Origin of the sequence: Mucilaginibacter sabulilitoris (genome assembly GCF_034262375.1) — a bacterium.
Taxonomy (GTDB): Bacteria; Bacteroidota; Bacteroidia; order Sphingobacteriales; family Sphingobacteriaceae; genus Mucilaginibacter; species Mucilaginibacter sabulilitoris.
The window spans coordinates 2788857-2809906 of the sequence record NZ_CP139558.1 but is presented as its reverse complement, the minus strand read 5'-3'; the positions used below and the strand labels follow the sequence as shown (position 1 = coordinate 2809906).

The 21050-nt window shown below is 42.4% G+C and carries 20 protein-coding genes; 12 read left to right on the top strand and 8 right to left on the bottom strand.

Going from position 1 to position 21050, the window contains the following annotated elements; all coding sequences use genetic code 11:
- The first annotated feature begins 24 nt into the window (after positions 1-24).
- Together SNE25_RS12065 and SNE25_RS12060 are read left to right on the top strand one after the other, a co-directional pair.
- Positions 25-315 carry a hypothetical protein gene (locus SNE25_RS12065; RefSeq protein WP_321565352.1) on the top strand — a complete coding sequence of 97 codons (291 nt, stop codon included), beginning with the start codon at positions 25-27 and terminating at the stop codon, positions 313-315.
- Positions 312-470 (top strand): hypothetical protein, encoded by a 159-nt coding sequence (locus tag SNE25_RS12060; protein ID WP_321565351.1) that lies wholly within the window; start codon positions 312-314, stop codon positions 468-470. The genes SNE25_RS12065 and SNE25_RS12060 overlap by 4 nt, the downstream gene beginning before the upstream one ends.
- A 166-nt stretch (positions 471-636) precedes the next feature.
- Here SNE25_RS12060 and SNE25_RS12055 read toward each other — a convergent pair whose 3' ends face one another.
- Entirely contained in the window at positions 637-1659 is a 1023-nt protein-coding gene (locus SNE25_RS12055) for an LLM class flavin-dependent oxidoreductase (RefSeq protein ID WP_321565350.1), read from the bottom strand.
- A gap of 695 nt (positions 1660-2354) precedes the next feature.
- Between SNE25_RS12055 and SNE25_RS12050 the strand changes: the two genes are divergently transcribed.
- The 3 genes from SNE25_RS12050 to SNE25_RS12040 all read left to right on the top strand — a co-directional run bounded on the left by SNE25_RS12050 (position 2355) and on the right by SNE25_RS12040 (position 6296).
- Entirely contained in the window at positions 2355-3233 is an 879-nt protein-coding gene (locus SNE25_RS12050; RefSeq protein WP_321565349.1) for an AraC family transcriptional regulator, read from the top strand.
- A gap of 152 nt (positions 3234-3385) precedes the next feature.
- Positions 3386-4954, top strand: coding sequence for a sodium:solute symporter (locus SNE25_RS12045; protein ID WP_321565348.1), 1569 nt, complete (start codon positions 3386-3388; stop codon positions 4952-4954).
- Positions 4955-5006: 52 nt separating this feature from the next.
- Positions 5007-6296: a DUF3748 domain-containing protein gene (locus SNE25_RS12040; protein ID WP_321565347.1), complete on the top strand. Its 1290-nt coding sequence runs from the start codon at positions 5007-5009 to the stop codon at positions 6294-6296.
- 62 nt (positions 6297-6358) lie between these two features.
- Here the strand turns inward: SNE25_RS12040 and SNE25_RS12035 are convergent, their stop codons facing one another.
- The 6 genes from SNE25_RS12035 to SNE25_RS12010 form a co-directional block, all read right to left on the bottom strand.
- Positions 6359-7402 carry a sialidase family protein gene (locus tag SNE25_RS12035; protein ID WP_321565346.1) on the bottom strand — a complete coding sequence of 348 codons (1044 nt, stop codon included), beginning with the start codon at positions 7400-7402 and terminating at the stop codon, positions 6359-6361.
- A 321-nt stretch (positions 7403-7723) separates the two neighbouring features.
- Complete coding sequence (locus SNE25_RS12030) at positions 7724-7867, bottom strand: hypothetical protein (protein WP_321562136.1); 144 nt, start codon at positions 7865-7867, stop codon at positions 7724-7726.
- Positions 7868-7923: 56 nt separating this feature from the next.
- Positions 7924-8046, bottom strand: coding sequence for a hypothetical protein (locus tag SNE25_RS12025; protein ID WP_321561241.1), 123 nt, complete (start codon positions 8044-8046; stop codon positions 7924-7926).
- A 55-nt stretch (positions 8047-8101) separates the two neighbouring features.
- The gene (locus SNE25_RS12020; protein ID WP_321565345.1) at positions 8102-9730 is read right to left on the bottom strand and encodes a RagB/SusD family nutrient uptake outer membrane protein; all 1629 of its coding nucleotides are present in this window, start codon (positions 9728-9730) and stop codon (positions 8102-8104) included.
- Positions 9731-9760: 30 nt separating this feature from the next.
- On the bottom strand, positions 9761-12850 hold the full coding sequence (locus tag SNE25_RS12015; RefSeq protein ID WP_321565344.1) for a SusC/RagA family TonB-linked outer membrane protein: 3090 nt from the start codon (positions 12848-12850) through the stop codon (positions 9761-9763).
- Between the two features lie 167 nt (positions 12851-13017).
- The gene (locus SNE25_RS12010) at positions 13018-13950 is read right to left on the bottom strand and encodes a dihydrodipicolinate synthase family protein (RefSeq protein ID WP_321565343.1); all 933 of its coding nucleotides are present in this window, start codon (positions 13948-13950) and stop codon (positions 13018-13020) included.
- Between the two features lie 577 nt (positions 13951-14527).
- Here SNE25_RS12010 and SNE25_RS31870 point away from each other — a divergent pair.
- Positions 14528-14665, top strand: a complete 138-nt coding sequence (locus tag SNE25_RS31870; RefSeq protein ID WP_407667013.1) for a hypothetical protein — start codon at positions 14528-14530, stop codon at positions 14663-14665.
- Entirely contained in the window at positions 14655-14945 is a 291-nt protein-coding gene (locus SNE25_RS31865; RefSeq protein ID WP_407667012.1) for a hypothetical protein, read from the top strand. The genes SNE25_RS31870 and SNE25_RS31865 overlap by 11 nt, the downstream gene beginning before the upstream one ends.
- Before the next feature lie 267 nt (positions 14946-15212).
- On the opposite strand, the gene SNE25_RS12000 is transcribed toward SNE25_RS31865, so the two are convergent.
- The gene (locus SNE25_RS12000) at positions 15213-16007 is read right to left on the bottom strand and encodes an AraC family transcriptional regulator (RefSeq protein WP_321565342.1); all 795 of its coding nucleotides are present in this window, start codon (positions 16005-16007) and stop codon (positions 15213-15215) included.
- Positions 16008-16049: 42 nt separating this feature from the next.
- Here SNE25_RS12000 and SNE25_RS11995 point away from each other — a divergent pair, with 42 nt between their 5' ends.
- From SNE25_RS11995 to SNE25_RS11975, 5 genes are all read left to right on the top strand, one after another.
- Positions 16050-17432 carry a TolC family protein gene (locus tag SNE25_RS11995; protein WP_321565341.1) on the top strand — a complete coding sequence of 461 codons (1383 nt, stop codon included), beginning with the start codon at positions 16050-16052 and terminating at the stop codon, positions 17430-17432.
- A gap of 2 nt (positions 17433-17434) precedes the next feature.
- A complete protein-coding gene (locus SNE25_RS11990) occupies positions 17435-18502 on the top strand; it encodes an HlyD family secretion protein (RefSeq protein WP_321565340.1) in 1068 nt (355 codons plus the stop codon).
- The gene (locus SNE25_RS11985) at positions 18471-20084 is read left to right on the top strand and encodes an MFS transporter (protein ID WP_321565339.1); all 1614 of its coding nucleotides are present in this window, start codon (positions 18471-18473) and stop codon (positions 20082-20084) included. The genes SNE25_RS11990 and SNE25_RS11985 overlap by 32 nt, the downstream gene beginning before the upstream one ends.
- A gap of 27 nt (positions 20085-20111) precedes the next feature.
- Positions 20112-20519, top strand: coding sequence for a hypothetical protein (locus tag SNE25_RS11980; protein WP_321565338.1), 408 nt, complete (start codon positions 20112-20114; stop codon positions 20517-20519).
- An 87-nt stretch (positions 20520-20606) separates the two neighbouring features.
- The gene (locus tag SNE25_RS11975; RefSeq protein WP_321565337.1) at positions 20607-20849 is read left to right on the top strand and encodes a hypothetical protein; all 243 of its coding nucleotides are present in this window, start codon (positions 20607-20609) and stop codon (positions 20847-20849) included.
- Positions 20850-21050 lie beyond the last annotated feature (201 nt).

Here is a 21050-nt window from a genome sequence, read left to right as displayed (position 1 = left end):
GCGTGGTACCAAACAGTCTTAAGAATGCGGCAAAAGCGGCCAGAATATCCCCTGGTAACTGTTTGTGCACTGTTTGGTGTAAGCCGTCAGGCTTACTATTTAGCTCATCATAAGGCTTCAAGGACAAGTATCGCACATATGGTTGTGTTGACATTGGTGGGTGAGTTCGGTGCTGCTGTTCCTATGCTGGGAACCAGAAAACTATTACACATGCTCATTCCGGAGATGGAAAAGCACGAGATAAAGATGGGACGGGACTTGCTGTATGATCTGTTACGCTTTCACGGCTTATTGATCCGCCGGAGAAGATCATGAAAGATGACACACTCACGGCAAACTCCATCGGAAAAGTCTTTTGCGTGAAAGTAAATGGCAAGTATGAATATTATACCGACAGTGCAGCCAATCCGGTATATCCAGAAAAGCCGCTGCGCCGCTTAACACCATTTATCATGAACAATAATCCGTAGTCAGAATGGTGAGTAAGCAAAAGAAAGCCCGGAGGGGTTAGTCGAAGCAGATATTTTACCACGAAAAAGAAAAAAGAAGCAACCCGGCGGCTGACGACACCAGTTTACAGGACTGCTACCGGCGTCAGATTTAACAAAGGTATTCCCCAATCCAGGTTTAACCTGGCTATCGCCAACCCAGTGCTGGAGCAATATGTTCCAGAATAGCCGACAGCACATGTACATTGTAATCAACACCCAAGGTATTCGGGATGGTCAGCAATAAAGTATCTGCTTCCTGAATCGCTTCATCCAGGGCAAGTTCCCCGATCAGCTGATCCGGTTCTGCCGCATAACTCCTGCCGAAGACCGCCCGTTTATCCGCTTCAATATAACCGAAACTATCCGCCCCCTTGACCTGTTGTCCGAAGTAATACCTGTCCTGCTCGGAGACCAACGCGAAAATAGAGCGGCTCACCGAAACCCTCGGTTCCCGCTCATGCACGGCTTTTTTCCAGGCCGCTTTATACAGCCTGATCTGCTTAGCCTGCTGGATATGAAATGGCTCTCCACTTTCGTCAAACTTTAAGGTAGAACTTTGCAGGTACATACCCTGTTCCGCCGCCCATACCGCCGTTGCATTAGAACCCGCACCCCACCAGATCCGATCCCGTAACCCTTCCGAATGCGGTTCCAAACGTAGTAAGCCCGGCGGGTTCGAGAACATCGGGTAAGGGTTTGGCTGCGCAAACCCGGCACCTTCCAGCTTATCCAGAAATTCCAAAGCTTTCCGGCGTCCCATATCTGCGTTGGTCTCTCCCTCAGCAGGTTCATAACCAAAATACCGCCAGCCGTTGATCACCTGTTCCGGCGAACCCCGGCCGATCCCCAGTTGCAAACGGCCCCCCGAGATCAGATCAGCAGCCCCCGCATCCTCCACCATGTACAGCGGGTTCTCATACCGCATATCGATAACGCCGGTTCCGATCTCTATTTTGCTGGTCTTCGCACCGATCGCAGATAATAAAGGAAACGGAGACCCCAACTGACGCGCAAAATGATGCACCCGGAAATAGGCACCATCCAAACCCAGTTCCTCCGCAGCAACAGCCAGATCAATGGATTGAAGTAGGGTGTCGCCTGCCGTACGCGTGTTATAAGCAGGATGATCAGACCAATGTCCGAATGATAAAAATCCTATTTTTTTCATAGATAAATTCCCTGTTATAATGCAAATGTAAGCATGATAACCGACTGGTTACTTCCGCCGGGATAAAAAACTCACCCTGTAAAACCTGCGCTTCTTATAATTATTACTAAGCTTAATATTACTTGCGACCTACAACTCAAACAAGAATATTAGTCAAATATCTACTAATTTTAACCTGCGGATCATAAATGATCGTTTGGAAATTCCGAGATGCTTGGTTCGCAATCGGGAAAAATGACTGACGGTTACCGGAACCTTGTGCCGTCAAATTATCGCATCGAATGGATGGTACGAAATGAGGACTCTCCAAGATTTTTAAAAAGATTACCGGAATGTCTACTGGCAAATACAAAACCCAGGTTGAGTCGGTTGATTTTTAAATTGAGGCTTTTAGCTATTTTTTACCGGAAAACATTGCTGAACCTGATATATAAGTAGACGAATGGATGAAATTGATTATAACTTCTCAATATTCCCGAAAGCTGCCCATGTAGGATTTTTATATTCCTTGAAATCCATTTCCACTATATTCCTTCAATGGTCCACAACTATGCACTTAATGCGTTATGTGCGAAAATCATTTGAAACATGTATATTATTATCATCATCATCATATTGAACAATTTTGTAAATTGGGGACTATTATTCTTTTTTTAAACATATGATAACGATACTTAAAAAAGCATTTAACAATTTTGAAACCACATTTTTATAAAGTTGCACATGACCTGCAATGTTCTTTCAGTGCTAATCTTCGTGTACAGCCAAATTTTGGAAAATTATGGCATTATCATCCCGAACTGGAGCTTCATTATGTTATAAAAGGTAAAGGGGTAAGATTTATTGGGGACAATGTGAGCAATTTCGATGAGAATGAAATGATATTGTTAGGTGAAAACCTGCCCCATACCTGGCGATGTAAAGAGGAGTTTTACCAAAGTGATCCGGAAATTAAAACGGAAGCTATCGTTATTCAGTTTTTACCTGAATTTATCGGGAAAGAATTTTTATCCATTCCGGAAGCATTGCCGTTTCGCCAGCTTTTTGAAAATGCCAGAAAAGGACTATACATCAAAGGCCAAACCAAAGAGCATGTGCTTCACTTAATGAAAGAAGCGGTGAGTTCATCAGGCATGGACAGAATTATTGCATTGCTGGCTATCATTAACGAACTCTCCCAAAGCAATGAATTGGTGAGTATCGCATCGTCCAATACCTTTTATCAATCTAATGCTGCAGAATCATTCAGGCTTAATAAAATTTACACTTATACATTAGCCAATTATAAAAACGCCCTCCCGTTGGAAGAAATCGCCAATGTAGCCAACCTGAGCGCCACCTCATTTTGCCGTTATTTCAAAAGGGTTACCAACAAGTCTTACCATGATTTTTTAATGGAAATAAGGATAAGCAATGCCTGCAGATTACTCATAGAGGATAAGTTATCTATCCATGCGATATGTTTTGAATGTGGTTTTGGGAATTTAGCAAACTTCTACCGTTACTTTGGCAGGATCAAACAAACCACCCCCGATAAATACAGAAGGACATATCTTGACCGGAAAAACATTTAATCAAGCTTGCTATTTTCTTGTAGTTATTTGATTGGGATAATATTGTATAATACATGGCCAAGAATAAATAATTCATGTTCTGTTAAAACAAATATGTTTGTCACGGCTGCCTTGTACCAGTAAACCTCAGCCTCCAAACCAATCAAAGCCTTGTGAGTAATTTACATACTTTAGACATTTTGATCATTATACTGTACCTAGTCGCAATGATCGGCGTGGGATTTTATTTTTCCAGAAAAAATAAAAGTTCGGCTCAGTTTACGAAGGCATCCGGAAAAATTCCGGGATGGGCCATCGGGCTATCCATCTACGCTACATTTTTAAGCAGCAATACCTTTTTAGGGGTGCCCGGCAAGGCATTCGGCAGTAACTGGAATTCCTATGTATTCAGTATTTCCATGCCGATAGCTGCCTGGTTTGCCACCAAGTATTTCATACCGTTTTATCGCGGCACGGGTTCTATCTCTGCCTATTCGCACCTGGAACACCGGTTTGGCAAATGGGCCAGAACTTATGCCGTATCGTGTTTTTTACTTACCCAGCTGGCCCGTATGGGTTCGGTATTTTTCGGTATCGCTATAAGTTTACAGGCCCTTACCAGCTATTCCATGGCATCTATCATGATCGTGATGGGTATATGCATTATCATTTATACAGTTTTAGGGGGTATTGAAGCCGTTATATGGACCGAGGTTGTTCAGGGCATTATCAAAACATTTGGCGCGCTGCTCATCCTGTATATTATCATACAAGATATACCCGGTGGTATCAGGAAAATTGTAGATATAGGTTTATCACAACACAAGGTAAGCCTGGGAAGTTTCTCGCCCAACCTCACCGAGTCTACTTTTTGGGTTGTTTTGTTTTACGGCTTTTTCATCAACCTGAATAATTTTGGAATGGACCAAAATTATATACAGCGGTACCACACGGCCACTTCGGTTAAAGAGGCATCAAAGTCGGTTTGGCTCTGTGTTTATATTTACATTCCTGCATCCTTACTCTTTTTTATAATAGGGACTTCGCTGTTTGCCTATTATCAAACACATCCTGATTTACTGGCCCAGGTCAAGTTAACCGCGGCTATTGAAAAACTGCCTTCGCACAGTTCAGGAAGTAAAATAAGCGCCATGTCGGCTTCCCTGCAGCCATCAGATTACGGGGATAAAATCATGCCCGATTTTATGGTTAAAAAGATTCCGGTAGGGCTTTTAGGGCTCATCATTTCGGCCATTCTCTCAGCAGCCATGAGTACCATCAGTTCGAGCATGAACTCCTCGGCCACCGTATTCTCGGAGGATATTTACAAAAGATATTTCAATAAAAAGAGTTCAGAAAAACAAGGGATACGTGTTTTATATATGGGCACCACGGTTTTCGGCTTGCTTGGCATGGCAACCGGACTCGCCATGATCGGTGTGAAAAGCGTACTTGACATCTGGTGGGAATTGTCGGGTATTTTCGCGGGTGGTATGCTGGGGCTGTTTTTGTTGGGTATGATCTCCAAAGCGAGTAAAAACACCGAAGCCATTACCGCAACTGTTATCGGTGCATTGGTTATCATATGGATGACGTTTCCGGCAATTATACCAGACCGATATGCTTTTCTTAAAAGCCCTTTCCACAAAAACATGATCATTGTTATTGGTACACTTTCTATTTTTTTGGTTGGTGTGTGTATAAGCTGGATTAAGGCTAAAATTACAGTTAAGCCGGCTTAAGTATATTATCTTAGCATCAAATCCGTTGCAATTCAGGCCATACGATCCATATATGCAAATTACAGAACAGCGATTAACCAACGGCAATTACGGCCACTGCTTACATAATACACAATGCTTTTCGCCAAATGACGAATGGCTGGTTTATGACACCAGGAATGATGATACTCAAATAGGCAGTACCGGGAGTATTGAAATCGTGAACACCCGATCTGGTTCAGTTAAAGAAATTTACCGCACAATAAAGCAGTCAGTCTTCGGCCCAGGGGTTGGTGCGGCAAGTTTTTCGCCCGTTTGCGATACAGTGGTTTTTATTCATGGTATCAGCAATGCTGACCAAACCAGGCCTTATGCATTTAACAGAAGAACTGCCGTTGCTATAGACATTAATAAGCCGTACGAGCCAATTTTTCTGGACGCACGTCATATAACCGAGCCGTTTACACCAGGCGCGCTGCGCGGCGGTACACATGCCCATTTATGGAGCGGAGATGGCCAGTGGTTAAGTTTCACCTATAATGATTACGTTATGGAAGAGCTTTCCACACAGCCCTTTAAAAGAACGGTAGGTGTTATGATCCCTGGCTATGAGGTAAAAGTTGATCATGATCATACGATGGAAAATCATAGCGGTAAAATGTTCAGTTTTATTGCGGCCAACCTATCACCATCCCCTCAATGGGGTTCAGATGAAATTGATATTGCTTTTGACGAAGGATGGATCGGGGTAAACGGCTATACCAGGGCCGATCAAACCCATCAGAACAGAGCGATTGCCTTTCAGGGTAAGGTTTATGACCTAAACGGCAAAAGCAAAGCGGAACTGTTCGTTATTGATTTACCGGATGTTTTTACCAAATCCGCTTTATCCGGCATTCAAGGCACCATCCATACACCACCGCAGGTTCCGCATGATATAACTCAGCGCAGGCTTACCTATACCACCAACGGTATAGAAGGCCCCCGCCATTGGCTGCGAACCACACCCGATGGCATGGTCATTGGCTTTTTAAATAAGGATCATCACGGTATTGTGCAGCTTTTTGGCATTTCGCCAAATGGCGGTAGTACAAAGCAGTTAACTTACGTTGAAAATCCCATTCAGGGGCCGTTCAATTTTTCACCGGATGGAAAGTATGCCGCCTTTCTTTCAAACAACAACGTATTTATTACTGATATAGCAACCGGCAAGTCGGAGCAAGTTACCTCTCACGACCATGCCTCGAAAGCAATAGGTAGCGTCAGCTGGTCAAATAAAGGTGATATGATTACTTATAACAGGTATATAACCAATGCCCATGGCACGTATCTACAAATATTTCTTGTCAGAATTAGCTGGTAATAACTGTAAAAGGCCACATCATTTATTCATGATGCGGCCTTTTTCTCCGTAAAATTTATAGTTTATTTCCCTTCCTGTAAAACCACGTGCTTGATGTTTTTACGGTCGAAAGTATAGGTGATGTGAATAAGACCATCTTTTGTTTGAATAATAGCCGGATAGCTGTATTCTTCTTTGGTTCCGTTTTCCAAAACAGCAATATCTTTCCAGATCAATCCATCCGCAGAACAGGCTACCCGCAGCTTTGCTCTTCCATTAAACCAGTCTTTACCGGGCACATCAGGATTGTAAACAATCAGTTGTTTGCCATCCTTCAGGGTTACTGCATCTGTACCGGAATTGGGGTTCAATAATTCGGTTTTAGACAGCTTACCCCAGGTATCGCCATTATCTTCCGACCAGGCCTGGATCACATTACCCTGTCTGCTCCTGCATAAAATTTGCAACTTTTTGTTGCCATATGACAAAATACTGGGCTGAATAACGTCAAACGATGTGGTATCAACAGGGATAAACTCCCATGTTTTGCCCATATCGGTCGACTTTTCTAAATGAACCTTCCAACGGCCGTCTTGTTCTTCGACACTGGAAGGCGCCAAAATAGTACCGTTGGCCAACTGAATCGGCTTGTTTTTTATCGGCCCTAAAATTCCTTCTGGAAGCCGGGTTGCCTGCGACCAGGTTTTGCCTTCATCGTCAGATGTTTTGAACATTCCCCACCACTCCCTCGGATTAGGGCCTACTTTATAAAATAAAAACACCTTACCTTTTTTTGTTTTAAACAGTACGGGATTCCAGGATGCAAAACGGACGCTATCATGCTGCACACCATCGGCTATAATTTCGGGTTTACCTTTGTCTTCTTTGTTCAGTTTAGTGAACCATATACTCACATCCTTTTTACCCTCCTGCGAACCACCAAAACAGGCGAGCAAAAGCTCCCCTGTTTTTATTTCGGTAATGGTAGAGGCATGGCATTGTTTAAACGGAGGGTTATCAAAAACCAGCTCCTGCTTCACAACCTTCCATTGCTCTTGTGCCTTTAAACCTGTGGCGGTCGCCAAAAGCATGCATAAAGGCAATAGCATTATTATTTTTCTCGGCATATCTATATTCACTTTAATTCTTGTCGAGTAGACCTGGGGAATTTCACCCCAAGTCCCTCATAGAACCGTGCTTGATAGTCTCCCATCACACGGCTCTTATTAACTAATACACCGGGGTCTGTCCTTGACTCCGCGTGTTTTGCTTTCATCCTTTGCTACCTCCTGATCGCTCAGTTTTGCGCCGGATATAGAAAGCCTGTTAATACATCCCCTTCGCTCCATTCCCATTACAGGAACTTCATTACTAATACGGGATGTTCCGCCCCCGTGCCATCCATCGGTACTTTCCCTCTTGCCGGTGCACCGACTTGAGGTTTTCCCTTAACATGATGGCGACAGGTTCTCGCGTTCCATACAAAAGCCTGTGTTAAGCTCGTGCCACTTATACACCGGATGCCGCAAAGCCAGTAAACAGGTTCCCGCCTTGCTTGTCCCTGGGTCGCTACTGTTACCCGGTTTTGACATCGTCTAATCCTTTCGATGCCTCATCAGTGGTTCACTTGCGTTCACCTTCTTAACACTTACCTGACACCTTTAATGATGCCTTTTCCGCTAACGCTCACTACCAAGGCACTTAACCAAAGCAGCTTAGCGGCGGTTTGGTACCCGCTCCTGTAAGCCGATACCGAGGGGCCGTCCCTCATCTTTTATACAGCTCGCAATCAGTGGTTCTGCGAACCTCTGATTTGCTCGCGACACTCAATAACCAGGGTTCTGCTCCAGTTTAGCGCTAAAATTTGCATCAATTGCTGATTGCGGAATTGGATATAATTCATGAAAGTTTTGAATGGTGGAAACCACATCTGCCCTGGTTTGATACTTTTTAGTTCTTTCCACCAGTTTTCCAACCCGGCTCAAAGTTAACCTTCTTCTCTCCTCTGTGATCAGTTCCCTTGCTCTTTCATCTAAAATATAATCCATTGTAACATCAGACGGAGAAATTGATTTGGCGTTTGATCTGTTCCTGACCGCGTTGATATCTGCCGCAGCTTTTGTGTTATCGCCCTTTTTCATATAAGCCTCGGCCCGGAGCAGGTAGGTTTCTGCCAGTCTGTAAACGATAAAGTCTTTACCGGTACCTCCTGAGGTATTATCCCCCTGCCATGGTTTCCCCTCCAACTTTCTCAGGTATGGGTACACATTACGCATCGTATCTTCCTGGGTAGTCCGCGGCTCGACGGGTTTGCCAAAATAAGTAGAAGCCGGATTATTATAATACAATGTACGGCGAATATTATATTTAGAATTCCTGATATCATTTTGGGCATTATCCTTCCACAAATTATACAGGAAATAAGTGGTTGGCCGCACATAAGCTACGCCGCGCCCTAAACTATCAACAATGCTCATACCGCTGGCCCCGGCCGGGTCTTTTAAATTCCACAAAGCCGGTACCCATCCGCGGATGGTATTGTTTCTACCGGTAGAGCCGCCGCCGCCGGTTACCAGGTTTTCAAATTCCCAAACATAAATAGATTCCATATTGCCAGCACTACGGTTCTGGTTCCCTTCAATAAACAGATCCGAATATACATCTCCCGGTAAATTAGCGTTCACGCCAAAACGATTGGTCATTAAATGATACGTACCGCCATCAATTACTTTAGAGGCACTTTCAATGGCCTTATCATATTGCTGTAAGGAGAGATAAATTTCTGTTAACAGATGATCTGCTGCGCCCTTTACAATATGACCTTCACGGGCCGGAGTAACCGTAACTGGTAACCACTGCGACGCAAACTCCGCATCAGCGCGTGCAAAATCATAAGTTGCCTGACGGGTAGACCTCGTAAAATCAGTTTTCGGAGACTGGTAGGTACGATCAACAATAACAGCTCCGCCATATAAGTTGGCGAGCGTATTATAGGTATAGGCCCTGAAAAATTTAGCTTCGGCTATGTAGGAATTTTTTTCTGCATCATTTGCAAAAATGCCAGCCGACTCCGGTTTTTCGGCATATTCAATAATGGTATTGGCCCGCAGTATCATTTGGGTATAAGCCCAGTTCCAATAGCTGCTGGCAGCAGCCGAAGAAGGCACAAGAAATGTAGTATAATTACGGAAGTTGGTTGTTTGTTCCTGACCGGTAGTCCCTATGTCTGTACCTAAGTCCATATCATACCATCTGCCCAAATCTTCGCCGTTAAACTCATCACGGGCAGCAAAAATCAGTCCGGTTATGGCGTTATCAAACCCCACCTTCGTTTTAAAATTCACATCTGATGATAATTGAGCAATAGCTTTTTCATCCAGAACAGATTTTTTACAGGAGGTGGCAGCGCCAAGCAGGAGCATGCAACAACCTAATGTTATAGTAATCTTTTTCATGTTTTTTATTTTGAAAAACTTTTAATTGATTTAAAAACCCACGTTGAAACCAAAGGAGATTGTACGGGCCAGCGGGTACATATTTGCTTTAATGTTTGCGGCGGTACCGGTGGCCGTAATAATTTCAGGATCAGAGCCCGGGTAATTGGTAAATGTGTATAGGTTTTTACCGCTGACGTAGGCTCTTAAGCTACCCAGTTTTAACCTGTCGGTTATTTTTTTGGGGAAATTGTAGCTCAATGAAACATCCTGGATCCTGGCAAAATTTCGGCTTACATAATAATTGTGCCCGGCGGTATTGGTATAAACCAATGATGGTCGGGTGGCTGATTTGTTTTCCGGAGTCCACCAGCCCGCATCAATCTGGTTCAAGGCGCGGCCCGGTGAGTTTTCGCTACGGGTAGAGTTCGGATCAAGCAGGATGAAATCAGAGGTCCAGCCCAGCATGGCATTAACAAATACATAAAGGCTGAAACCGCTATAGTTAAAGGTATTACCTATACCTCCCCTGAACTTCGGCTGCCCGCCTGAACCAACAATCGTGCGGTCACTGGCATTAATTACCCCATCGCCGTTTAAATCTTTTAAACGCACAAAACCGGGTTGGGAGTTCGCGGGTATAGCATCGCCCTGCTGGTAAATGCCATTAAAAACATAGTCAAAATAAGAAGTGATCGGATGCCCGATAAACCAATTGTTGGCCAGGTCATCATCTTCCTTACCATCGCCGTTAACATCTGAACGGTACAAATGAACAATCTTGTTCTTGTTCATGGAAACCGTGAAGTTCGACAGCCATTCAAATTTTGAGCTTTTAACATTTACGGTATTAATGGCTATATCAATACCTTTATTGTTAGTAGCACCCAAATTAGCCTGAACGCTAGTGTAACCGGTCATCACCGGAATAATTCTGCGCACCAGCAGGTTTTTTGTATCGCTGTTATAAACCTCAACGGTACCGTTTATGCGGTTATTGAACAAACCAAAATCAACGGCCAGATTGGAAGTATAGGTAGTTTCCCATTTCAAATTGTCATTAGCCATATTTGCCGGATAAACGCCCAGTGCAGTAATTCCCGGATTGCCATACACATAGTTGTTTGTATTGGACAAACTGATGGATTGATATGGGCTGATAGCCTGGTTACCTACAGCACCATAAGACAGCTTGAATTTTAACAAACTGATTGTTTTGCTATCCTTCAAAAAACCTTCCTCAGATGCAATCCACCCGATAGCGGCAGAAGGGAACGTAGCATACTTATTATTCTTCGCAAATACCGAACTGCCATCACGCCTGGCGGTAAGGGTTACCAGATATTTCTCTTTGTAATTATAATTGATACGCGCCATGGAAGAAATACCGTTTACATCCTGGGCTGCGGAGGCTACAGTTTGTATGCCGCCAAAAGTAAGGCTGTTATATCCCAATGCATCTGTACTTAATTGCGATGCAGTAGCGGTAGTATTTTCAAAACGGTTACGGTTACGGCCGTAAAGCAATGTAACATCAAAGTAATGGTCATCATTTATTCGCCTGTTATAGGTCACAATGTTTTCCAACACATAATCATAAGATTGCTGGTTAAACTTGCTTGCCGATTTGGTATTATTGGTCACGTGGATATCCTGCCGTACCGCGTTGTAATTATGATCCCAACGGTAATTTGGAGAAAAATTTACCCGGTAAGATAATCCCTTGATGGCAGGGATGTTAACAATACCATAGAAATTGCTGAACAGGTTTTGGGAAACCTCTGAATTGGTGGTTAATATTGACGACCGTAAAGGATTACCCGAAATGGTTTCGGTGGTTACAGAAAACTGCGTGGGCTGCCCGTCTGGATAAAACCAGTTACCGTAAGGGCTGCTATAATAAAGGCTATTCAGATCGGCACTTATGCCCGACAAATCGCGGTTGACAAACGTTGCTGTCATACCGATTTTCAGCCAGTCATTAACCTGGTTTTCAATATTGCTTCTGAGAGTAATGCGCTTTTGATTGTCATTATACATCAGCCCTTTTTCATTGGTATAAGAGGCCGAATTATAAAATGATGTTTTTCCTGATTTGCCTGCGACGCTCAGATCAACCGAAGAAATGCTGGCATCCTGGGTAGCTTCCTGCCAGGGATCGAGGCTTTTTCCCGCACGGTAGTTTTCCGCTTCAACAGAAGTAAGGTTATCAGCTATATCGGGTTTAACCGCTTGCCCGGATTCTTTTAAATAATCTAATGTTTTTTCAATATAGCGCTCTGGCGATAATAATTTTATTGTCCGGGCTATTTCCGAAACTCCATAATAAGAATTAAGCGTAACTACCGGTTTGTCTGAAGTTCCCTTTTTTGATGTAACCAGGATTACGCCATTGGCTGCCCTTGAACCATAAATTGCAGCGGCACTCGCATCTTTCAAAACATCAATAGATTCGATGTCATTAGGGTTAATATCGCTTAAGTTCCCATTAAAAAATATCCCGTCAACAACAATCAGGGGATCATTACCGCCGCTTAATGACCGTGGCCCGCGAATGAGGATAGATCCGTTTTGCCCCGGGCGTCCGTTTGATGTAAACTGAACACCGGCAACCCGACCTCTTAAAGCTTCGGTAACATTGGTGTTTGGTAAACTCCTGGTTTGTGCTAAATCAACCTTTGAAATTGCACCGGTCACCAATCTTTTTGATTGTGTGCCGTAGCCAACCACCACTACGGCATCTAATGAGTTACTTGCCTCCAGCAGCTTAACGTTTACCGTGTTTTCGGCTTTAACAGCTAATTCCTGCGAAGCAAAGCCGATAAACGTAAAGACCAATACGCCGGATGCAGGGGCAGTTATGGAATAAGCACCGTTCATATCGGTTATGGTACCTTTGTTGGTGCCTTTAATTTTGATGCTCACACCCGGTAAAGTAGTACCTTTTGAATCTGTAACTACGCCATGTACTTTGATATCATCAAAAGAATTGCTAAGTGCCGTTACAGAAGAGTTCGCAACGGCAAAAGTGTTTGAATTTAACGACAAAAGCACAAGCAGGCAGCATAAAAGCTTCGTCCGGATTGAGTAATAAGATACCTTTGGAAAGGGCGTACCTCTCCCATCACAATAAAATTTCATGTTTTATGATTATTAATGTTTACGTTTTTTTATTAATTGGGGGCTTGATTCAAAGTAATTGGTAATGCTTTGATTAAGCAGGATTCAATTGGTTATCAGGTAATTTTTTCGCTCATAGATTTAATTTTGGTGAAACTTTCTGTTCTTTTATGTTGGTTAATCATATTTTACAATACACTGGTGAGCGATAGCGCACTTTCCAGATTAGCATAATCTTTATAAAGTTTTTGCAGTTTTGCCATCTGCTGGTTGGTTATCGCGCCTGTTTTTCTCCTTGAAAAACCGGTGATATCAAGTCCCCTAAAATTCAAATACAATTTCGCTGCCGTCGGGTATATATCATGCATAACGTCCATATGATTTGTGAGGAAGTTTTGGACAAGTTGCACTTGCTGTTGTAATGAATTGTTATCAAAGTTGTCACAAAGCCATACAATAAGCTCCGGAAAAAAGTTACCCTGGATACATGACAAACCTGCAGAACCCGATTTTAATGACTCAACCGCGTGAACGATATACGCATCGTACAAACCAAAGTCATAGCCTATACCCACTGCCGCTTTTTGTTTAACCTGCTCAATATCCAGCGAAGTATCTTTAAAATAATTAAGCCGGTTGGTTACCATAAACTTTTTGAGCAACTCCGGAGCAATTAATCTTTTATAAGGGACCGGACATTCATAAAGTCCAAATGGTATCCGATCAGTAGCGTTGAGGATGTCATAAAATTTGTCTTCCAAAACCTGATCGGGTTCATCTTCATTTACCAATATCCCCGAAGTCAAAATCACACTCTGAATGCCGGTATTGTATATTCGTTTAATAAAATTTGTTTGTTCATGAAGTGTACGGGCAAAGGTTCCTGTGGCTACTACAGGTACCTTTCCGTTTGAAATCCTAACAACATGTTCTGTAATGGCAATCCGTTCTTCATCTGATAACTCAAACATTTCACTTGATAAACAATTTGCAAACAGACCTTTCGCCCCGGCTGCGAGATAAAATTCTGTAAGCTTGGTAAGCAAATTAAAGTCAATTACACCATTGTCAGTAAATGGTGTAAGCATTACGGGTATAAATTTTTTTGCGTTTTCGGTCATGTTATAATTATGATAATTTTAGTTTAGTCTCCATCTGATATTCCTTTGCAAATAAGTTGCCCGTCAATATTGCGCATTGTTGAACAGGCATGGCAAAGCCACAGCTATTTATCGCACCATTATGATAATATTCGATATACGCCAGAAAAAACTCAACAACAAAAATCGCTTGTTAGAACGTGGTGATTTATTGTCAGCAAAAGAACGTTAGCTAAATTACTCAGGTAAAGTTTTCTGATACAATAAATTCACCTTTCACCAAAATGAGCTAACAGACTATATGTCAATTCAAAACAATTTACAATTACACAATAGCCGTTTTTAATTGATGGCAATTATTGGTTATAATAGCAATATAGATTTTTAATGGTTAATATTCAGATAACAGGCTCATTACAAACTTAGCTAATAGGGAAATCCATAAGTTGTATAAATTATCCTTTGTTTTATACAAAATTATCCTGTCGATAATGATACGCTGCAAATAATCTTAAAGAGAGAAAAATCCTTACCAACAGACAGTCCATGCCAGAGCGCATTGACACGACGATAGTTCAATTATATCATATAAATAAAGATGCAGAATGCGGATATGCCCGTATGTCCGGCAGGCACCTGGCATTATACAAAAGAGTACAGGGTAAAAAGACACATCGGTACAACCAGGCAATGGTTTATTATTTTGATGTTGAAAAATCCAAAGTATGCCCGCTAAGGGATGGGGGTTACAAACCGGGGCCAAAAGCAAAACATACTCAGTTTCTATACGAACAAATGAACATATAGCGCAAGAAACCGATAATGATTATTTGCCTGTCTACTATGGCATGGACTTTTCAGGTGTAATTACACTGCAAAAGATTACTTTAAGATTGGCAGAAATCGTGGACGAAACCAAGCAACATTATCAAAGAGCGTTTCACGATCTAAGGAACCCTGTTGGAAACGTTCAAGCCCTTACCAACCATGTTAAAGGAAAACGGAACAATCAATGAGATGCAGGATATCTTGAACCTCCTGTTATATTCCTCTCCACATGCCATGGATATACTTGATGACTTCTTGTTCATGGAAATGAGTGAGAATAAGCAGCTGGAAAAAAAGCGACGGAAATGAATAGCTTTTTCCACCAGCGCGTTGACGAAGAATCAGGTCTTAACCAAATCAAAGGCATAGAAATCAAATTGGATTTAAGCAAACAAACGATTACTTATGTAGTGTTTAATGAAGAACCCCGCTCCCATGCGCTATTAATTTAACACTTAGCGCCTTCTCAAATCAGAGGGGCGCGATGAAGTAAAATCATAAAACGTATCGCTAAATGATGCGACAGCAGCGTATCCAACCTCAAAAGCAATATCAGCAATAGGTTTTTGTGTTTTAACGATCATTTCTATAGCCGTTATCATACGAAGCGTCTTAACATATTGAAGAAACGAAATATGCAGTTGTGCCTGGAACAAGCGTGACAATGAACGTTCGCTCATCGCAAAATGTTCACTTATATCAGCTATAATTAACTTTTGGCCAATATGATCCTGAATGTACTTCATGATCTTTTGCATTAATACATGTTCGGTGTTGGGTAACATAATTGGCAGCGATCTTTTATTCAAAGTGGGCAGCATATTTTTCATGGCTACCAGAAACTCGAAATTATGATCCCCATTACTGAGGTGCCGTTCATCCCAACGCTCCGTATAATTGATCATCTGGATCAGCAGTTCGCTGGCCGGATAAATACCAAGCTTACTGTAAAATTCATTAGCATGATCATCGGCCGAATAAAAATAAAGGGATCTTAAAGCCGTGGCAAAAATCCCAACCCGCAATTCGTGAACCAAACCCTGCGGAATCCAAAAATAATGCCTCGCGGGCACCACATATGTTTTGTTTTCGGTGGTGATATAGGCTAACCCTCCTTCCACATAACTCAACTGCCCTTTGGTATGCCTATGAAAGGGAATCAGTTTCTCTGATCTTTCATGCATTACGAAAACCGAATCGGGCCTGTTGTCAATTTCAGGCAGGGAAGCTGTAAGTCCAATTTTTGTCATTAACATATCATCTCATTGCAAAATTAATTAAAATTGGCCGAAATGATGAAAAGATTGGCAACTTATGCTAAACGAGTCAATTACAGGAGACATAATTTTGCCGCCAATATGTATAGTAAGATACTCATAGCATTTGTAGCCTTGTTGGCGGTTAATAACGCCTACAGCCAGTTAAAAGAAACCCCGCCCCTTACCTTAACAGAAGCCTGGCGTAAAGCTGAGGAAAACAGCAGGCAGATTGAAATTACGCGAAAAACGAGTTCCATAGCTAATGAAGAGATCAAAGACGCCAGAATGGAAAGATTGCCGGATATCGGCTTGTTGGGAAGTATTGAAAAAGCTACCAATATGCCTATTTATGAGAATGGTCTTTTCTCGGCGCACACCCAGGAACATGAGATCATCCATACATTGTACAAGGCCGGGGCCGACTTTTACCTGAACCTTTATAATGGCAATAAACTGAACCTTAAAATTGAAGAAAATAAGTTATTGTACCAGATAACGGTGATACAAAATCATGATGCAATTTCTGCCATCAGGTATAAAACTGCCACCCTTTACCTTGATCTTCAGAAAACGATGATATTCCGGAAACTGATCATCAAGGACATCGCCGACCAGGAAAAGCAGTTGCTTGAAATAAAGGCGCTGCAAAAAAACGGCGTGGTGCTTAAAAGCGATGTGCTGCGTGTTGAGCTCGATCTGTCCAGGCGGAAGATGGCCCTGGTAACCATAGAAAATGATATTCTTATCGCTACGCAAAAACTCAATATTATAATGGGCGAACCGGACGACCGCATGATCGTCCCAACGGAATCTGATCAGGTTGATCAGCCGGGCCTATCCTATGAAAACTATCTTTCTGAAGCCATGGAGCACTCTTTTTCTTACCACATTTCTGAAAAGAAAACAGAGGTCAGCAAGGTTCGTCTAAACCAGGTTAAGGCTAACTATAAACCTAAAGTGGGCTTATACAGCGATTTTTCATACGCCAATCCCCAGATATTTCTTTTTCCATATAATCCGGCCTGGTATTCACTTGGTGTTGCCGGTATAAGAGTAACAATGCCCCTCTCGCAGCTTTACCAAAATACACATAAAGTGAGCGCAGCGAAGCTGGAGATGGAGAAAGAAGAAATTACGCACAAAGATACCGAAGATAAGGTAAGGCAAGGGGTCAGAGCAGCCTATTTGCGGTATAAAGAATCGTTAGTTCAAATTGATGTGGCAGAAGTGAATGTGGCCCATGCCCAGGAAAATGCCCGTATTATCAAAAATACCTACTTCAACCAAACCTCATTAATTACCGATCTGCTTGATGCCGATGTACAGGTACTGCAAACGCGCTTTGAACTGGCTGCAGCACGCCTTATGGCGCAAAACAAATATTATTTACTTCAGAACATAACCGGGGTACTTTAAACATGAAAAAGAAATATACCGTAACAGATCGTATCATTACCAAAATCACCGGCTGGATAGCCGGTGTCACTATGATAGCCTTAGCCATTTGGGCGGCATTTACGCTTTGGGGTTATTATAAGTATGAGCAAACCAACGACGCGCAGGTACAGGAATATGTTAATCCGGTTATTTCCCGCGCAGGTGGCTTTATAGTTGCCGTAAAGTTTGAAGAAAATCAACCGGTAAAAAAAGGCGACACGTTGTTGGTTATCGATAACAGGGAATACACGTTACAGGTCGCACAAACCAAAGCGGCCATACAAAAAGCCGAGGCACAACTAAGGGTTTTAGAAAGCAACACTTATACCATGCAAAAAAATGCGGGCTCGGCAAAAGCGCAAATTAAAGCCAGCGCAGCAAAGCTTTGGAAACAGCAACTTGATTTTGACCGTTATTCACGCCTTTATAAGGAAGAGTCTGCAACTAAACAACAATTGGAAAATGTGCAGGCAACACTGGACGTGAATAACAGCGACTACCAGGCTGCCCGGGAAAATTATGGAGCGGCAGAATCAAAGATAAATGACATTGCTGCCGAAATGACTGTTTTAAAGGCAGAGATCGTACGGTTAAAAGCCTTGCTTGACCGAAATATGCTTGATGTAGAATATACCGTTATACGGGCATCCTATGATGGCAGAATGGGGCGCCGTACGGTAGAGGTGGGCCAAATGATCAATGTTGGTGAAGTGCTGGCTTATATAGTTGACAACGAAACTGATAAATGGGTGGTAGCCAATTATAAAGAAACCCAGATTGCCAACATGCGGATAGGTGATACCGTACAATTCGTTGCCGATGCATTTCCCGACCAGAAGTTTAAAGGCACCATCATTTCATTGTCGCCGGCAACTGGTTCCAGTTTTTCTTTACTGCCACCGGATAACTCTACCGGTAATTATGTGAAGATTGTTCAGCGCGTTCCGGTACGAATCAGGGTAGATGCGCAAAAAACACAACTGGCGATGCTCAAGGTTGGGATGAACGTAAACGTTTATGTACCCAAAAATCAGCGCCGCCATGGATAGAGGTATTCCGATTTTTAAAAGATGGGTTCCGGGATGGGCTGTTAAGATCATTCTCTTTTCGCTGATCCTGCCCACTCTTGTCCTGTTTTTTTTGCCATTTGCAAATATTAATGCAGCGGCGGGTTATTATGGAGGTGAACCGGCAGACATACAGTTTTCCGTAGCATTGTTTTATGCCGGGTATATTGCTTTCTACAGTTTGGAACGGCGTTTTTTTTACTTTCTGGCGGCAAAAGAATATTTTATCCTATTTACCATGCTGGCCCTGATCACAACGCTGGTTTGTTACCTGACCAATGATCTTTATCTATGGTTTCCGATCCGGTTTTTTCAGGGCATGTTGTTTTCCAGTACGGTAAATCTTTCCCTTTCCCTGATGTTTACACGCCTGCATAGCGAGAGGGCCCGTGAGATTAGTTTCTCCGTATTCTTCGGAATGCTGATCTGTATTCTTCCCTTCACCAATCTGGTGACTGCCGATCTGATCGACTCCTATAATTTCAATCTGGTGTATAAAGGGGCATTATTCTCCTACCTGCCGTGCCTGTGCCTGATCATGCTGTGTATGAACAACGTTCGCTTAAACGTGCGTCTTCACTTATATAAATTGGATTGGCAGAGCTTTGTGTTCTGGAGTATTGTGCTCACTTTGCTGGGATACATAACGATTTACGGGCAGGAATATTACTGGATCGGTGATCCCCGGATTTATTATAGCGCTGTCGCTATCATAGTAAGTACCCTGATCTATATTGTACGTCAAAAAGGTTTAAAACATCCCTATCTCCATCTTAAAATATTTCGTTTTCGAAATTTTAAGTTCGCCGCCTTTCTCATATTTGTTCTCTATATCTGTCGTTTCGCCGCTAATGTCACCAACTCATTTTTTGCCGGCGTGCTGAAGCTTGATCCTATTCATATCAGCTATATAAATAGTTTCAACCTTGCAGGTCTGGTGGCAGGGGTCATCATCTCCTGTGCGATGATCCTTCAAAAAAAGAACATCAGGTTTATCTGGTTTCCCGGCTTTATGTTATTGCTGATCTTTCATGCAATCATGTTTTTTCTGTTCGCTACGGAGGCAGATGAAAATAATTTTTATGCTCCGCTTTTTATGCAGGGATTAGGTGTTGGAATGATCATGGTTCCCACCATCGTATATGCTATCTCCGCTGTTCCGGTTGCAATCGGCCCGTCAGCAACTTCTATATGCTCTACGATGGGATATGTCGGCTTTTGCATAAATGCGGCAATCCTTAATTTTTGCGAACTATACGAAAAAGGCCGTCATTACAATGCTTTTCAGGACCATCTGACCAGGGTCGACCAATTTGCACGACAAACGTTGCTGGTACGCAGTAACCACCTGTTATCAAAGGGGCTTTCACTAAAGCAAGCAGCTAAAGGCGCCAACAAGCAACTGGTAAACACCGTTAATCAGCAGATCCAGATCAGGTTCGCGATGGATTATTATGAGTTAATGTCTATCATGCTCGTTATAACCTTACTGCTCATCGCACTATTCCCTTATCTGAACCGGACTGCAGTTTACCTGCGTTCCCGCAGGTTAGCACCGGCATAATATTTATTTACTTAACCATATAAACAGATGAAATATATAACCTTGGCGGCGATCATCGCACTTTGCATTACTGCTTGCCGAAAAGACGACCAAAATTTCAAATTGAAAACAATTACGATAAACGCTTATACAAAAAAAGACCTCCCGTTACAGCGTATTTATGTCAGGATCGTTGATGCTGCAGATACGCAACGAATTATTGGCATATCTGCAGCCTATCCATCAAATTTGCCATTGCCCGTTACGCTCGGCGTAACTTCTGCCATGAAACAGGCGCTTTATAAAAATACTTGCCGGGTACTGTTATACGGCGATTCCACAGGTTTATTAAGCAGCCAAAAAATGAATATGGACAATTATAAGATTATCTTCCCATTGGAAATGGATGTCAAAAATGAAGATATGGACATCACACTTTCCGGAAGTTGGGATTAAAATTATCCTTCATATACTCATATATGAGTGATTTTAAATATCTTTATGGATCATAAATGATCAGTCACAAATTGCTTAGCTTACTAAATGACGCCCGATTCCGAGATACTCGACCAATCGATTGATAAATTGGATATCATCGAAGAGTTCAAAAAGTCCTGCGCTGCCATGGGCTACAAGACGCTAAAAGAAATTACGGATACTGCTCCGAAAGAATTGCTTTGCCTTGAGCACTTCAGCTATGTTTGGTTAGCAGAACTCATCCGTTTCCTGAAAGAAAACGGCCAGTTACATCGCTTACAGGCTATTCAGGGAAACAGTAGGATTTGAGGAAGTCAGAGGCTTGATTAAAAATACGCATCGCCTTTACCGCCGAAGAGTAGTTCAATTCGTAATAGGCATTACTCAGGTTTTAAGCTCATAGATATCTTTAGCGTTCATGCTACAGAGATAAAATGATAAAAGAAAAATTTCCTTTGCCAATTCTGTTCGTGAACCTGGACTACATTTAAACTCAATGATTTTAATTAT

Coding starts and splice junctions, on each gene's coding strand:
- SNE25_RS12065 (WP_321565352.1), top strand. CDS start 25: ATGCGGCAAAAGCGGCCAGAATATCCCCTGGTAACTGTTTGTGCACTG.
- SNE25_RS12060 (WP_321565351.1), top strand. CDS start 312: ATGAAAGATGACACACTCACGGCAAACTCCATCGGAAAAGTCTTTTGC.
- SNE25_RS12055 (WP_321565350.1), bottom strand. CDS start 1,659: ATGAAAAAAATAGGATTTTTATCATTCGGACATTGGTCTGATCATCCT.
- SNE25_RS12040 (WP_321565347.1), top strand. CDS start 5,007: ATGCAAATTACAGAACAGCGATTAACCAACGGCAATTACGGCCACTGC.
- SNE25_RS12035 (WP_321565346.1), bottom strand. CDS start 7,402: ATGCCGAGAAAAATAATAATGCTATTGCCTTTATGCATGCTTTTGGCG.
- SNE25_RS12030 (WP_321562136.1), bottom strand. CDS start 7,867: ATGTCAAAACCGGGTAACAGTAGCGACCCAGGGACAAGCAAGGCGGGA.
- SNE25_RS12025 (WP_321561241.1), bottom strand. CDS start 8,046: ATGAGGGACGGCCCCTCGGTATCGGCTTACAGGAGCGGGTACCAAACC.
- SNE25_RS12020 (WP_321565345.1), bottom strand. CDS start 9,730: ATGAAAAAGATTACTATAACATTAGGTTGTTGCATGCTCCTGCTTGGC.
- SNE25_RS12015 (WP_321565344.1), bottom strand. CDS start 12,850: ATGAAATTTTATTGTGATGGGAGAGGTACGCCCTTTCCAAAGGTATCT.
- SNE25_RS12010 (WP_321565343.1), bottom strand. CDS start 13,950: ATGACCGAAAACGCAAAAAAATTTATACCCGTAATGCTTACACCATTT.
- SNE25_RS31870 (WP_407667013.1), top strand. CDS start 14,528: ATGCAGAATGCGGATATGCCCGTATGTCCGGCAGGCACCTGGCATTAT.
- SNE25_RS31865 (WP_407667012.1), top strand. CDS start 14,655: ATGCCCGCTAAGGGATGGGGGTTACAAACCGGGGCCAAAAGCAAAACA.
- SNE25_RS12000 (WP_321565342.1), bottom strand. CDS start 16,007: ATGACAAAAATTGGACTTACAGCTTCCCTGCCTGAAATTGACAACAGG.
- SNE25_RS11995 (WP_321565341.1), top strand. CDS start 16,050: ATGATGAAAAGATTGGCAACTTATGCTAAACGAGTCAATTACAGGAGA.
- SNE25_RS11990 (WP_321565340.1), top strand. CDS start 17,435: ATGAAAAAGAAATATACCGTAACAGATCGTATCATTACCAAAATCACC.
- SNE25_RS11985 (WP_321565339.1), top strand. CDS start 18,471: ATGTACCCAAAAATCAGCGCCGCCATGGATAGAGGTATTCCGATTTTT.
- SNE25_RS11980 (WP_321565338.1), top strand. CDS start 20,112: ATGAAATATATAACCTTGGCGGCGATCATCGCACTTTGCATTACTGCT.
- SNE25_RS11975 (WP_321565337.1), top strand. CDS start 20,607: ATGACGCCCGATTCCGAGATACTCGACCAATCGATTGATAAATTGGAT.